This is a genomic window from Achromobacter sp. RW408, assembly GCF_003184165.1.
GTDB classification, from domain to species: domain Bacteria; phylum Pseudomonadota; class Gammaproteobacteria; order Burkholderiales; family Burkholderiaceae_B; genus Achromobacter; species Achromobacter xylosoxidans.
On record NZ_QHHO01000046.1, the window covers coordinates 300,562 to 314,550 of the forward strand.

The following is a 13,989-nucleotide window of genomic DNA, read 5'->3' on the forward strand; positions in this document are numbered from 1 at the left end:
TACTGCGCGGCGACCAGGGGCTGGAGCTGACCGATAACCCGGAAGACGCCGACGTCATCCTGTTCAACACCTGTTCGGTGCGCGAAAAGGCCCAGGAAAAGGTCTTTTCCGACCTGGGCCGCGTGCAGCACCTGAAAAAGACCAACCCGAACCTGGTGATCGGCGTGGGCGGCTGTGTCGCCAGCCAGGAAGGCGAGGCCATCGTCAAGCGCGCGCCCTACGTGGACGTGGTGTTCGGCCCGCAGACCCTGCACCGCCTGCCCGACCTGATCCAGCGCCGCCGCGCCGAGGGCCGCTCGCAGGTCGACATCAGCTTCCCGGAGATCGAGAAGTTCGACAACATGCCGCCGCCGCGGGTCGAGGGCGCCACCGCCTTCGTCTCGATCATGGAAGGCTGTAGCAAGTACTGCAGCTTCTGCGTCGTGCCGTACACGCGCGGCGAGGAAGTCTCGCGTCCGTTCGACGACGTGCTGGTCGAAGTGGCCGACCTGGCCGACCAGGGCGTCAAGGAAGTCACCCTGCTGGGCCAGAACGTCAACGCCTACCGCGGCCGCATGAGCGACAGCGGCGAAATCGCCGATTTCGCCATGCTGCTGGAATACGTGCACGAGATCCCCGGCATCGAACGCATCCGCTACACCACCTCGCACCCCAAGGAAATGACCCAGCGCATGGTGGACGCCTACGCCCGCCTGCCCAAGCTGGTGTCGTTCCTGCACCTGCCGGTGCAGGCCGGCAGCGACCGCGTGCTGGCGGCCATGAAGCGCGGCTACACCACGCTGGAATTCAAGTCGGTCGTGCGCCGCCTGCGCGCCGCGCGTCCCGACCTGACGCTGTCGTCGGACTTCATCGTCGGCTTCCCCGGCGAAACCGAGGAAGACTTCGAAAAGACCATGAAGCTCATCGAGGACGTCGGTTTCGACACCTCGTTCTCGTTCGTCTACTCGCGCCGCCCCGGCACGCCGGCCGCCGACCTGCACGACGACACGCCGCAGGACGTCAAGCTGCGCCGCCTGCAGCGCCTGCAGGCGCTGATCAACGAACAGGCCGCCGCCATCGCCCGCAACATGATCGGCACGCGCCAGCGCCTGCTGGTGGAAGGCCCGTCGCGGCGCGACCCGAACGAGCTGATGGGCCGCACCGAGAACAACCGCATCGTCAACTTCGCCGCGCCCGCGCGGCTCATCGGACAGATGGTCGACGTCATCATCACCGAGGCGCACACCAATTCGCTGCGCGCCCGGGTGGCCGACGTCGACCGCGACTCCCAAGAGGCCGAATGACCACTTCCCGCCCCCGCGCCCGCCGCAGCCTGCCCACCGTCGTCATCCTGGACGGCGACAACACCCACCTGGCCAACCTGTGCGGCCCGCTGGACGAGAACCTGCGCCAGCTCGCCGACGGCATGGGCGTGAAGCTCTCGCGCCGCGGCAGCCGCGTCACCATCGAAGGCGACAAGGCCGAACTGGCCGGCCGCGTGCTGCGCCGTTTCCATGAGCAGGCCGTGCATCGCGCGCTGTCGGTCGACGACATCCAGCTCGGGCTGGTCGAGATCGGCGTCGGCCGCCAGGAAGAGAAAACGCAGGACGCGCCGGCCCGCGAGGCCGACCCGCTGCCGGCGCTGGACGACGACAGCGACGCCATCGCCCTGCGCACCAAGCGCAGCGACCTGCGTCCGCGCACGCCGCGCCAGCGCGACTACCTGAACAACATCCTCAAGCACGACATCACTTTCGGCGTGGGCCCGGCCGGCACCGGCAAGACCTGGCTGGCGGTGGCCTGCGCCATCGACGCGATGGAGCGCGACACGGTGCAGCGCCTGGTGCTGACGCGCCCGGCGGTCGAAGCCGGCGAACGGCTGGGCTTCCTGCCCGGCGATCTGGCGCAGAAAGTCGATCCGTACCTGCGCCCGCTGTACGACGCCCTGTACGACCTGATGGGCTTCGAGAAGGTGCAGCGCCTGTTCGAGAAGCAGACCATCGAGATCGCGCCGCTGGCCTACATGCGCGGCCGCACGCTGAACCACGCCTTCGTCATCCTGGACGAGGCGCAGAACACCACGCCCGAACAGATGAAGATGTTCCTGACGCGCATCGGCTTCGGCAGCAAGGCCGTCATCACCGGCGACCCGTCGCAGGTGGACCTGCCGCGCGGCCAGGAAAGCGGCCTGGCGCACGCCGTCAAGGTGCTGCACGACGTGCAGGGCATCGCCACCACTCGCTTCACCAGCCGCGACGTGGTGCGCCATCCGCTGGTGGCGCGCATCGTCGATGCCTATGACCGGGCCGCGGAAAATGACGCCTGAACTGTCCCTGTCCGTCCAGTACGGGGTCGAGGAACCCCGCCTGCCGCGCTGGCGCCTGCGCCGCTGGGCCGAGCGCGCGCTGGCCGCCGCGGCCGAGGATGGCCTGGTGGAATTCAGCGCCGCCGAGCTCAGCCTGCGCCTGGTGGGCGCGGCCGAGGGACGCCGCCTGAACCGCGACTTCCGCCAGCGCGACTACGCCACCAACGTGCTGACCTTCGAGTACGGCGTCGATCCGCTGGGCGTGGCGCGCGGCGACATCGTGATGTGCGTGCCGGTGCTGGTGCGCGAGGCCCGCGAGCAGCGCAAGGCGCTGCTGGACCACGCCGCCCACCTGACGCTGCACGGCGTGCTGCATTCGCTCGGCTACGACCACATCAAGGCGCGCGACGCCCGCCGCATGGAAGCGCTGGAAACCGCCACGCTGGCGCGCATGGGCATCGCCGATCCCTATCTTGCCGCCTGATTCACGGGCCTGGGGTCAACCCTGAGCAATCGACGCGAAATGGCGGCCAGCAAGGCGCAGATCGCGTCGGTTGGACCCATTTTCCGGGGTCGCGTTACAAATTGCGCGCCAGATTCGGTTATGCTGGCCCCTCCATAACTTGTCCTCCCGGACGATGTCTGACCCTTATCCTGCTCCCGAAGCGACTCCCTCTCGCTCATCCAAACCCGCCACCAAATCCCTTCTAGACCGCCTGCTTTCCCTCGTGCGCCGCGAGCCCGAGGACCGTGAAGGCATCAAGGCCGTCCTGGAAGCCGCGCATGACCGCGACCTGCTGGACGCGGAGTCCTACAAGATGATCAAGGGCGCGCTGGCCGTGTCCGAAGGCACTGTCGGCGACATCATGGTGCCGCGCTCGCGCATGGACCTGCTCGACGTCACGCAGCCCATTCCCTACCTGGTGGCCACCGTGATCGAAACCGCCCATTCGCGGTTCCCGGTGTACGAAGGCGACCGCGACAACATCATCGGCATCCTGCTGGCCAAGGACTTGCTGCGCTGCATGCTCGAACCCGACATCGAGGTTCGCACGCTGGTGCGCCCGGCGGTGTTCATCCCCGAATCCAAGCGCCTGAACGTGCTGCTGCACGAGTTCCGCGCCAGCCGCAACCATCAGGCCATCGTCATCGACGAGCATGGCGGCATCTCCGGCCTGGTCACGATGGAAGACGTGCTGGAACAGATCGTCGGCGATATCGAAGACGAATTCGACGAAACCGAGGAAGACTCGATCTTCCCCGAAGGCGAGAACCAGTGGCGCGTCCTGGCCGCCACCGACATCTCGCACTTCAACGACGTGTTCGGCTGCCAGTTGCCCGACGACGAATACGACAGCGTCGGCGGCTGGATGGGCGGCCAGTTGGGCCGCATCCCGCGCCGCGGCGACAGCGCCGAATTCGACGGCCTGAAACTGGAAGTGGCGCGCGGCGACGCCCGTCGCGCCATCTGGCTGCGCGTCAAGCGCGTCGCGCCGTCCCGCGGCGTTCCGCCCGATACCGACGCATGAGCCGCGCCTCCCGCGGTCCGTTCCTGCTGGGCGCGGCCGGCCTGACGCTGGCCGGCGCCGTCCAGGCCCTCACCTTCGCCCCCGGTCCGCTGCCGGGCTGGGCGCTGGCCATCACCCAGGTGCTGGCGCTGGCGGTGGCCGCCCGCGTCACCCTGTACGCGCCCTCGGCCCGCCAGGCCTGGCTGCGCGGCTGGCTGTTCAGCTTCGCCACCTACGCGCTGGGGCTGTACTGGATCTTCATCAGCCTGCACCGCTACGGCGACCTGGCCGCGCCGCTGGCGGTGGCCGCGGTGCTGGCGCTATCCGCCTTCCTGGCGCTGTTCCCGGCCACGGCCGGCGCGCTGGCGCGGCGCTACGTGCCGCTGACGGCCGACTCGGCGCCGGGTCGCGTGCTGTCCGGCACGCTGGCCTGGGGCGCGCTGTGGGCCGGCTTCGAATGGGTCCGCGCGGTGCTGCTGACCGGCTTTCCCTGGCTCAACATCGGCTACGCGCAGGTCGACAGCCCCATCGCCGGCTGGGCGCCGCTGCTGGGCGTGCATGGCATGGCGCTGGTGGCGGCCTTCGCCGCCGCCGCCATCGCCAGCCTGTGGCGCCCGGCGGGCGACCGGAAACAAGCGCGCGACGGCCGCCGGGCGCTGGCCGCCGGCGTGGCGCTGGCGCTGGCCGCCGCCGGCTGGCCGCTGTCGCGCATCGACTGGTCCACGCCCAGCGGCGATGCGCTGAACGTGCGGCTGGTCCAGGGCAACATCGAACAATCGCAGAAGTTCGACCCGGCGCTGCTGGACCAGAGCCTGCGTCGCCATCTCGAACTGGCGGCCCTGCCGCCGGCCGCGGGCGTGCCGCCGCCACAGATGATCATCCTGCCGGAAACCGTGCTGCCGATCTTCCAGGACCAGCTCGATCCCCGCGTCTGGGACGTCTGGCGCCAGGTGGCGGCGCGGCAGAACGCCGTGATCGCCATGGGCGCGCCGATCCACGACGTGCGCAATGGCCGCGACCGCTACACCAATAGCGTCATGGGTTTCGACGGCCAGACGCCGCTGGAACAGCTGACCGGCGGCAGCACCGCCATGCGCTACGACAAGCGCCACCTGGTGCCTTGGGGCGAATACGTGCCGCCGGGCTTTCACTGGTTCGTCGACATGCTGAACATCCCGCTGGGCGATTTCGACCGCGGCCCCGAGCGCCAGACGCCGTTCGCGGTGGGCGGCCAGCACATCGCCTTCAACATCTGCTACGAAGACCTGTTCGGTCCCGACCTGCTGCCGGCGCTGCAACCGGGCGCCAATGGCGAACCGGGCGCGACCATCCTGGTCAACGTCAGCAACCTGGGCTGGTTCGGCGATACGTGGGCCCTGCGCCAGCATCTGCAGATCGGGCGCCTGCGCACGATCGAAACCGCGCGCCCCATGCTGACCTCGACCAACACCGGCATGACCGCGGCCATCGACGCCAAGGGCCGCGTGGCGGCGCAACTGGCGCCGCTGCAGCCGGGCGTGCTGCCGGTCTCGGTGCAGGGTATGACGGGCCTGACGCCCTACGCCCGCTTCGGCGACAAGTCGGCGCTGGCGCTGATCGGCCTGGCCCTCATCGCCGCCTTCGGCAGCCGCCGCGCGCGTCGCCCCTGAACCAGGAACGGGCCGGGTTCTGCCTGGCCCGGTTCCACTTCACAGGCCTTTGCAGGCCGCCCCCTTGCCGGCCACGCCTTTACCGGCCGTGCCGTGCCTTTACTGCCAGCGCTTGTCCTGGCGCGCCCCTAGCGCAACAAATTGACCGGCAACGCGCCGCTATCGTTGACCGGCCGCAGCGGCCCCACTCCCGCGCCCGTCAGCTCGATCGCGTCGGCGATGCGCGCCATGTCGTCGCTGTCCAGCTCCAGTTCGGCCGCCCCCAGCACGCCATCGACCTGGGCCGCGTTGCGCATGCCGACGATGGCGCCGGTGACGCCCGGCCACGCCAGCGTCCAGGCAATGGCCACCGCCGCCTGGGTGGTGCCGTGGCGTTCGGCGATGGGCTTGAGCGCTTCGGCCAGGGCCAGGTTGCGCGCCAGGTTGGGCGCCTGGAATTCGGCGTTGCGGGAACGCCAGTCATCCGCGCCCAGGGCCTGCGCCCGCGCGGCGGAAAAGGCGCCGCTGAGCAGGCCCGACTGCATCGGGCTGTAGACGATGACACCGGTGCCGTTCTGCGCGCACCACGGAATCAGGTCGTTCGCCGCCCCGCGCTGGATCGCCGAGAACGGCGGCTGCAGCGAGTCGACGTGGCCGAGCGTCTCGGCGTCCTGCAACTGCGCCAGGTTGTGGTTGGACAGGCCCACCGCGCGCACCTTGCCTTCCTGCTTCAGGTCGAGCAGTTCCTGCCAATAGGCTTCGAGCGGCGTGCCGTCGCCGGCCGGCCAGTGCATCTGGTAGAGGTCGATCCGTTCCACGCCCAGGCGTTGCAAGGAGCCTTCGATTTCACGGCGGATGCTGGCCGGCGCGCCATTGCGTCGCGGCGTGGCCCGCGGCTGGTCGGGGGACCAGGTCAGGCCGCACTTGGTGAAGACGTAGGGCCGGTCGCCGGGGCTCATCTGCGCCAGCGCCCGTCCCACCACTTCCTCGGCATGGCCCAGCCCGTAGACGGCGGCGGTGTCGATCCAGTTGATGCCGCGGTCCACCGCCAGGCGGATCGCGGCGATCGAATCGCCATCGTCCTGCGGGCCCCAGCCGATGGCCCAAGCGTTGCCGCCCATGGCCCAGGCGCCCACGCCAATCCGCGTGATGAACATGTCGCTGCGCCCCAACTGGCGCGTCGGAAAGGAAGTCCGGGTGCTCATGCGAAAGAATTCTCCTGCCGGCAAGACATCATGGCGGGATACACATTGTGCGCGCCCGCGACCTTCCCCACGATAGCATTCGCGCAAACCCTTGATTTATCTCCGGCTTCCCGCGCATGCGTCCCCTTGAAAGCGACTTCCACGCAACTTTTTCATTTTTTGCATCGAACCGACTTGCACGCCGAATTTAGTTCGTGCATAATCTCGTTTCTTCGCCAACGGCACTAAACAAAACCGGCAACGAGATACGAAAAAACGAGCGTGAAAGCGTTCGGGGAAACGTAAAACGTGGCTGGAGTTGATTAGAAAAACGGGGGTATAGCTCAGCTGGGAGAGCGCTTGCATGGCATGCAAGAGGTCAGCGGTTCGATCCCGCTTACCTCCACCAGTCCAAAGCGAAGAGTAGTAAATAGTGCAGTAGAAATAGTGCAGTAGTAAAGCACGACGAAAGTCCAAGTCCCCTTCGTCTAGAGGCCTAGGACATCACCCTTTCACGGTGAGTACAGGGGTTCGAATCCCCTAGGGGACGCCAGTCTTACTGGCAGCAGTACAAGATGCAGTTGAAGTGACACAGTAGTTGAGTATGCCGCTGCGGAGCGGTAGTTCAGTTGGTTAGAATACCGGCCTGTCACGCCGGGGGTCGCGGGTTCGAGCCCCGTCCGCTCCGCCAAGCACTTGCGTGCATCCCAGCAAGCCGCAAGATCCAGTTGTTCCGCAGGAGTCTTCCTGCACTGCGCCAGAAGGCGCCCGCCAAAAGCTCCGGATTCCGGGGCTTTTTTGCTTTGCGCGGCAGCAAGCGCCGTGCCGCCCCCTTCCCCCGTCTCGTCCGTTTATCCTCTGGACATGGCGCGTCTCGCAACGCATCCTGTGCGCTTGTGCCAGCCAAGCCAAGAGGCCCACGTGACCCCCAGCAACGCCGCCCCGCACGCGCATCGCCAGCACCTGCAACGCATCATCGCAGGCTTGAACGAAGGCATCATCCTGCTCGAAGCCAATGGCGCCATCGCCTGGGCCAACGCCAGCGCGCTGGCGCTGCATGGCATCGACACACTGGAGGCGTTGGGCAACACCCCGGCCGGCTACCGCAAGCGCTACGCGCTGACCTACCGCAACCACCACCGCGTGCCGGCCCGGCAGTATCCGCTGGATCTGCTGGCCGCGGGCGCCGCCTTCGACGACCTGCTGCTGGACCTGACCCGCAAGGACGACCCCGACTTCCTGCGCAACATCCGCGCGCGCGGCCTGCTGCTCGAAGACGACGACGCCGACTACCGCGTGCTGATCCTGGACGACCAGACCGAGGCGTTCAACGCCGAACAGCGCTTCGAACGCACCTTCGCCGCCAATCCCGCGCCGGCGTTGATCTGCCGGCTGTCCGACCTGCGCTACGTAAAAGTGAACCAGGGCTTCCTGGACATGACCGGCCTGCCGCGCGAGGCCGTGCTGGGCAAGTCGGCCTACGAACTCGACGTGCTGGACGGCGGCGAGGACAAGGACGACGCGGTGGCCAAGCTGAATGCCGGCCTGACCATCAGCCAGCGCGAAGGCGTGCTGCGGCTGGGCGACGGTGGCGCCAGGTTCGTCATCGTCGCCGGCCAGCCGATCGACATGCAGGGCGAGCCCTGCATGCTGTTCACCTTCATCGACCTGGAAAAGCGCAAGCGCGCGGAAGAGGCCCTGCAACACAGCGAGGAGCGCTTTTCCAAGGCCTTCCGGCTGGCGCCGGTGCCCATGGCGCTGTGCGAAGGCGAGTCGCTGCGCGCGCTGGACCTGAACGACGCCTTTGCCCGGGCGGTGGGCGTCTCGCCCGAGGACGCCGTCGGCCGCGAACTGACCGCGCTGGGCCTGCGTCCGTCCGAAGGCATGGCCGAGAGCCTGGCGCGCGGCGAGAGCGTGCGCAACCGCGAGGCCATGCTGGTCGCGGCCGATGGCGGCCAGCTCGACTGCCTGGCGTCCGCCGAACCGGTCATGATCGGCGGCGAGCGCCGCGTGCTGCTGGTGATGCAGGACATCAGCGAACGCAAGCGCAGCGAGACCGAACTGCTGGCCGCGATCGAGGCGGTAATGCAGGACACGTCATGGTTCAGCCGCGGCATCATCGAAAAGCTGGCGCAACTGCGCGCGCCGGCACCGGCGTCACGCGACGTGGCCGACCTGGCGCAACTGACGGCGCGCGAACGCGAGGTGCTGGGCCTGCTGTGCCAGGGGCACGACGACGACGGTATCGCGCGCCAACTGCGCCTGTCGCGCAATACCGTGCGCAACCACGTGGCCACCATCTACAGCAAGATCGGGGTGCACCGCCGCAGCGCGGCGATCGTGTGGGCCCGCGACCGCGGCATCACCGGCCACGAAAAGCCGCGGACCCGAGGCAAAGCCGGCCAAGGCTGATGCCGGGCGCGTGGATTTACAAATTGAATCAAAATAATCCGGGGTTACGGCTGCGCGAAGATGGCGCCGCGTTAGATCCGCATCCCCGCTAAAAAACGCCATATCCACCGAAATCGCCCTCAACGCACCCGCAAAAACACGGACAGGCCCGAGATTGCGCAAACCCTGCGCAGCTTCTTACGATCCGCCGATCAAGCCGCCCCGCCAAGGCGCGCGGCGCGATCCCCGCAAGCCTTCCTGGAGTCCGTTGATGCAGACCGCCTACATTCCCGTTCCCAAGCCGTCCCGGCCGCAACCCGCGTCCGCGTGGAGCAGCGCCGCCGTGATGGAGCTCTACGACTTGCCGTTCATGGACCTGGTGTATCGCGCCCAGCAGACGCACCGCGCCCATTTCGATCCCAACGGCATCCAGCTGTCGAGCCTGCTGTCGATCAAGACCGGCGGCTGTCCCGAGGACTGCGGCTACTGCTCGCAGTCGTCGCGCTACGACACCGGCCTGGAAGCCGAAAAGCTGATGCCGCTGGACGAGGTGCTGGCGGCGGCGCGCGCCGCGCAGGCCGGCGGCGCGCAGCGCTTCTGCATGGGCGCGGCCTGGCGCAGCCCCAAGCCGCATCACCTGGAGGCCGTGGCCGAGATGGTCAGCGCGGTCAAGGCGCTGGGCCTGGAGACCTGCGTCACGCTGGGCATGCTGCGCGAGGGCCAGGCCGAACAGCTCAAGGACGCCGGCCTGGACTACTACAACCACAACCTGGACACCGCGCCCGAGTTCTACGGCAAGGTCGTCACCACCCGCACCTACCAGGACCGCCTGGACACCCTGGAACGGGTGCGCGGCGCCGGCATCAACGTCTGCTGCGGCGGCATCGTCGGCATGGGCGAATCGCGCCAGGAGCGCGCCGGCCTGATCGCGCAACTGGCCAACATGGAGCCCTACCCCGAATCGGTGCCGATCAACAACCTGATGCGGGTGGAAGGCACGCCACTGGCCGACGCCGAGCCGCTCGACCCGTTCGAGTTCGTGCGCACCATCGCGGTGGCCCGCATCACCATGCCGCGCGCCATGGTGCGCCTGTCGGCCGGGCGCGAAGCCATGGACGACGCCATGCAGGCGCTGTGCTTCATGGCCGGCGCCAATTCGATGTTCTACGGCGACGTGCTGCTGACCACCGGCAACCCGCGCATGGAGGCGGACCAGCGCCTGCTGCAACGCCTGGGCATGCGCATCGACGCCGGCCAGCACGCGCACCACCACGCGCGCCAGGACATCTCGGCGTGACGCTGGCGCCCGGCCTGTCCTACCTGCTGGCCAGCGTCGCCTGCAGCGTCGCCGTGGCGGCGATGCTGAAGCTGGCGCGGCGCTGGCAGCTGGACGTGCGCCAGGCCATCATGGTGAACCACGCGGTCGCCGCCCTGCTCTGCTGGGTCGTGCTGCGGCCGGATCCGGCCGCGTTGCTGACGCCGCAGACGCCGTGGGCCGTGCTGCTGGCGCTGGGCCTGTTGCTGCCGAGCGGCTTCATGGCGATGGCGCTGGCGGTGCGCCATGCCGGCGTGGTGCGCAGCGACGCGGCCCAGCGGCTGTCCTTGTTCATTCCCCTGCTGGCGGCGTTCCTGCTGTTCGGCGAGCCGGTCAGCGGCCGCAAGCTGGGCGCCATCGCGCTGGCCTTCGCCGCGCTGTTCTGCCTGCTGCGCCGGCCCGCCGCCACGGGCGCGGCGGCCCCGGGCGCGATGGACGCCGCGCAACGCCGCGCGCTGTGGCTGTGGCCGCTGGCGGTGTGGGTGGCCTACGGCGTGGTGGATATCCTGTTCAAGCAGATGGCGCGCGCCGGCACCGCGTTCGCCGGCGGCCTGTTGCTGGCGTTCGCGCTGTCCAGCGCGCTGATGCTGGCCTACCTGCTGTGGCGCCGCGCGCGCTGGGCGCCGCGCCACCTGGCGGCCGGCGTGGCGCTGGGCGCGGTGAATTTCGGCAACATCATCACCTACATCCGCGCGCACCAGGCGCTGCCGGAGCACCCCGCGCTGGTGTTCGCGTCCATGAACATGGGCGTGATCACGCTGGGCACGCTGGTCGGAACGCTGGTGTTCCGCGAGCCGCTGACGCGCCTGAATGGCCTCGGCCTGGCCCTGGCGCTGGCGGCCATCGTGCTGATGGCGCCCTGGTGAATCGCGGCGGCTGTCAGGTGCCGGTGCGGGCCTGGCGCTCGGGCTCGGCGGGTTCATCCCGCGGCGCCTCGGCCGCCTCGGTCGCCCCGCCAGGCGGGTCCACGGCGCCCGCGCCTTCCACCGGCGGCGTGGCGGGCGCGGCGGCCGGATCGGGCTGCACCATTTCGATGCTGATATCGTTTTCGACGTCGACCCGCGGATCGAGCACGGCCGCGGCCGGCGAGCTCTGCAGGGTGTCCGGCATCGGCACGAAGTGGACCGGCGCCTCGTCGACCTGGTGCGCGCCGGTGACGCGCGTGGGCCGCACCTGCCAGACCAGGATCAGGGCGCAGGCCGAGATGAAGACGTAATACATGCTGTGGCCGGCCAGCGACATCAGCACGCCGGCGATCATCGGGCCGACACAGGCGCCCACGCCGTAGGTCATGAGCAGCACGGCCGACAGGCTGACGCGGCGCTCGGATTCGACGTGGTCGTTGGCGAAGGCGGCGCCCAGGGGATACAGGGTGAACTGCAGGATGCCGAAGGCGCACGACAGCAGCACCAGCGCCCAGAACGGCAGCGTCAGCCAGCCCCACATGACGACCGGCAGCAATACCAGCAGCAATGCGTTGAAGCGGATCAGGCCGGCGCGGTTGATGCGATCGGACAGCCAGCCCATGGGCCATTGCGACAACAGCCCGGCGGTGACGGCGGCGGCCACGAAGATGGCGGCCTGCGAGGTGGTCATGCCGTGCTTGGCGCCGTAGACGGCGGCCAGGCCGTAGAAGGCGCCCGACAGGTTGCCGGCGACGAACAGCACCGTCATGGACAGCGGCACGCGCCGCATGAAGAAGCGGATGTCGAGCGCGGCGGGCAGCGGCGTGGGCGGGTGCGAACGCGCGGTGACGGCGATCGGCACCAGGCACAGCACCAGGCACATGGCCACCAGGGTCAGCGGCCGCAGGTCGAGCGTGGCGTAGGCCGTCAGGGCCAGTTGCCCCAGCACGGTTCCCAGGCCGGACACCACCATGTAGACGGAGAACACGCGCCCGCGCTGATGGTTTTCGGTTTGTTCATTGAGCCAGCTCTCGATGACCATGAATTCGGTCACCATGACGATGCCCGAGATGACACGGAACACCAGCCACAGCGGCATGGAATCGACCAGCGTCTGCGCCAGGATCATGCTGGTGGCGACGGCGGCACAGGCGACGAAGGCGCGGATGTGGCCGACGCGGATGATGAGTTTGTGGCCCAGCCGCGCGCCGCACACCAGGCCCAGGTAGTAACCGGCGATCAACGCGCCGATCCAGATCTCGCTGACGGACTGCGCGGTCAGCCTCAACCCCATGTAGGTGTTGAACAGGCCGGTGCCGATGAGCATCAGCAGGGTCGCGACATACAGCGACGAGAAAGAAGAGAGGGTTGCAAGCATGGCGTCTGGCTGCCCCTGCCGGGGGGAGCGACGCGGGCCGCCTGGGCGGCCCGCGCATTGAGCGATGAAACAGTAACTGCGCGGGGAATCAGACTTGCGACAGCAGGGTCGCGGCGTCGCTGACTTCGAATTTGCCGGGGCCTTCGACATTCAGCTGCTTGACCACGCCGTCGACGATCAAGGCCGAGTAGCGCTGCGAGCGCACGCCCATGCCGCGCTGGATCAGGTCCAGCTCCAGGCCCAGGGCCTTGGTCCACAGGGCGGAACCGTCGGCCAGCATGCGGACCTTGCCGCCGGTCTTCTGTTCGCGGCCCCAGGCGCCCATGACGAAGGCGTCGTTGACCGACACGCACCAGATTTCATCCACGCCCTTGGCCTTGAGGGCCGCGGCCTGCTCGACGTAGCCCGGCAGGTGCTTGGCCGAGCAGGTCGGCGTGAAGGCGCCGGGCAGCGCGAACAGGACGATGGTCTTGCCGCGGGTCAGGTCGGCGACCTGGAAGGCGTTGGGGCCGAGCGAGCAGCCTTCGCTTTCGGTTTCGATGAATTCGGTCAGGGTGCCATCGGGCACGCGATCGCCGACTTTGATGCTCATGGGAGGATCTCCAGTGTTGGGGCGTTGCATTGGGGCGGACGTGCCCCACAGCCCTCATCATAGTTCGTGTCTGTTGCGCTTGCTGGCCCGGCGGACAGATCGGGAAAGAAACCCGCACAGTCTGAAACGACTCCACACGCGGGGCGGCGCGGGGATCATTGCCATAATGTGGGCGTGATCAATGCCCGGGCGCGATGGCCGCGCGCGGGCGCTTTGCGGAGATGAACCGATGCGCAAGATGTTGATCGGCCTGGCCTTTACGATGGCCGCGGCCGCCCCGGCCTGGGCCGCGCCCGACGCGGCAGAGCAGGCCCAGTTCGAATCGTTCGTGGTGGCGGCGGGCGCCTCCAACGGCGCGGCCCGTTCCTGCGGGGCGTCCGAACCCGACCTGGCGCAGCACCAGGCGACCTCGCGCAAGAACCTGGAGCGGTATGCCAAGGAATACGGATTTTCCGCGGCGGGGTATGACGGGCTCTATCAGAAGGGGCTGGCGGATGGGACGCGGATGATGGAGGAGATGAAGCGGTCGGGCGTCGACGGGTGCCGGGGGGTGCTGGGGAGTTTTCAGAATGAGCGGGTGATTTCTTATGAGGATATGAAGGCGGCGTTGGCTGAGGTTAGTGATGGGTTGCCGGGGGAGAGTGCGGAGAAGTGAATTCTCTGCGGTTTTTTTTTGCTGGCGGGGGATTGAGTTCTTGAGCCGCCCGGCGGGACGGCGGCAGGCGGGGGCGGGGCTACGATTGCGGTCCGGAGCGTTCGCTCCGGACTGCCCCATCCTCATCCTCGTCCTCGCCTTCGGCGACT

The 13,989-nt window shown here is 68.4% G+C and carries 12 protein-coding genes and 3 tRNA genes; 12 read left to right on the plus strand and 3 right to left on the minus strand.

Annotation, left to right across the window (positions count from 1 at the left end):
* From miaB to lnt, 5 genes are all read left to right on the plus strand, one after another.
* A partial coding sequence (miaB, locus tag DK459_RS11440; protein WP_110134877.1) for a tRNA (N6-isopentenyl adenosine(37)-C2)-methylthiotransferase MiaB occupies window positions 1–1,283 on the plus strand: 1,283 nt, incomplete at its 5' end.
* Window positions 1,280–2,305 carry a PhoH family protein gene (locus tag DK459_RS11445; RefSeq protein WP_070542374.1) on the plus strand — a complete coding sequence of 342 codons (1,026 nt, stop codon included), beginning with the start codon at window positions 1,280–1,282 and terminating at the stop codon, window positions 2,303–2,305. The genes miaB and DK459_RS11445, both read left to right, overlap by 4 nt.
* Window positions 2,295–2,768: an rRNA maturation RNase YbeY gene (gene ybeY / locus DK459_RS11450; protein WP_006386657.1), complete on the plus strand. Its 474-nt coding sequence runs from the start codon at window positions 2,295–2,297 to the stop codon at window positions 2,766–2,768. The genes DK459_RS11445 and ybeY overlap by 11 nt, the downstream gene beginning before the upstream one ends.
* Before the next feature lie 154 nt (window positions 2,769–2,922).
* Window positions 2,923–3,813 carry an HlyC/CorC family transporter gene (locus DK459_RS11455; protein WP_038504299.1) on the plus strand — a complete coding sequence of 297 codons (891 nt, stop codon included), beginning with the start codon at window positions 2,923–2,925 and terminating at the stop codon, window positions 3,811–3,813.
* Window positions 3,810–5,441, plus strand: coding sequence for an apolipoprotein N-acyltransferase (lnt, locus tag DK459_RS11460; protein WP_110134730.1), 1,632 nt, complete (start codon window positions 3,810–3,812; stop codon window positions 5,439–5,441). Before DK459_RS11455 ends, lnt begins: the two co-directional genes overlap by 4 nt.
* A 128-nt stretch (window positions 5,442–5,569) precedes the next feature.
* On the opposite strand, the gene DK459_RS11465 is transcribed toward lnt, so the two are convergent.
* Entirely contained in the window at window positions 5,570–6,625 is a 1,056-nt protein-coding gene (locus DK459_RS11465; RefSeq protein WP_081089666.1) for an aldo/keto reductase, read from the minus strand.
* Window positions 6,626–6,937: 312 nt separating this feature from the next.
* On the opposite strand from DK459_RS11465, the gene DK459_RS11470 reads away from it, so the two are divergent.
* From DK459_RS11470 to DK459_RS11495, 6 genes are all read left to right on the plus strand, one after another.
* Window positions 6,938–7,013, plus strand: a tRNA-Ala gene (locus tag DK459_RS11470).
* Window positions 7,014–7,081: 68 nt separating this feature from the next.
* A tRNA-Glu gene (locus DK459_RS11475) sits at window positions 7,082–7,157 on the plus strand.
* A 61-nt stretch (window positions 7,158–7,218) separates the two neighbouring features.
* Window positions 7,219–7,295 (plus strand) — tRNA-Asp (locus tag DK459_RS11480).
* A gap of 173 nt (window positions 7,296–7,468) precedes the next feature.
* Window positions 7,469–9,016 carry a helix-turn-helix transcriptional regulator gene (locus DK459_RS11485; RefSeq protein ID WP_006386661.1) on the plus strand — a complete coding sequence of 516 codons (1,548 nt, stop codon included), beginning with the start codon at window positions 7,469–7,471 and terminating at the stop codon, window positions 9,014–9,016.
* Window positions 9,017–9,266: 250 nt separating this feature from the next.
* A complete protein-coding gene (gene bioB, locus DK459_RS11490; RefSeq protein ID WP_006386662.1) occupies window positions 9,267–10,292 on the plus strand; it encodes a biotin synthase BioB in 1,026 nt (341 codons plus the stop codon).
* A 2-nt stretch (window positions 10,293–10,294) separates the two neighbouring features.
* The gene (locus tag DK459_RS11495; RefSeq protein ID WP_053500525.1) at window positions 10,295–11,176 is read left to right on the plus strand and encodes a hypothetical protein; all 882 of its coding nucleotides are present in this window, start codon (window positions 10,295–10,297) and stop codon (window positions 11,174–11,176) included.
* Between the two features lie 13 nt (window positions 11,177–11,189).
* On the opposite strand, the gene DK459_RS11500 is transcribed toward DK459_RS11495, so the two are convergent.
* A complete protein-coding gene (locus DK459_RS11500; protein WP_024070186.1) occupies window positions 11,190–12,593 on the minus strand; it encodes an MFS transporter in 1,404 nt (467 codons plus the stop codon).
* A gap of 88 nt (window positions 12,594–12,681) precedes the next feature.
* Complete coding sequence (locus DK459_RS11505; protein WP_110134731.1) at window positions 12,682–13,185, minus strand: peroxiredoxin; 504 nt, start codon at window positions 13,183–13,185, stop codon at window positions 12,682–12,684.
* Between the two features lie 229 nt (window positions 13,186–13,414).
* Between DK459_RS11505 and DK459_RS11510 the strand changes: the two genes are divergently transcribed.
* Window positions 13,415–13,840, plus strand: coding sequence for a hypothetical protein (locus DK459_RS11510; protein WP_006386666.1), 426 nt, complete (start codon window positions 13,415–13,417; stop codon window positions 13,838–13,840).
* Window positions 13,841–13,989: the final 149 nt, after the last annotated feature.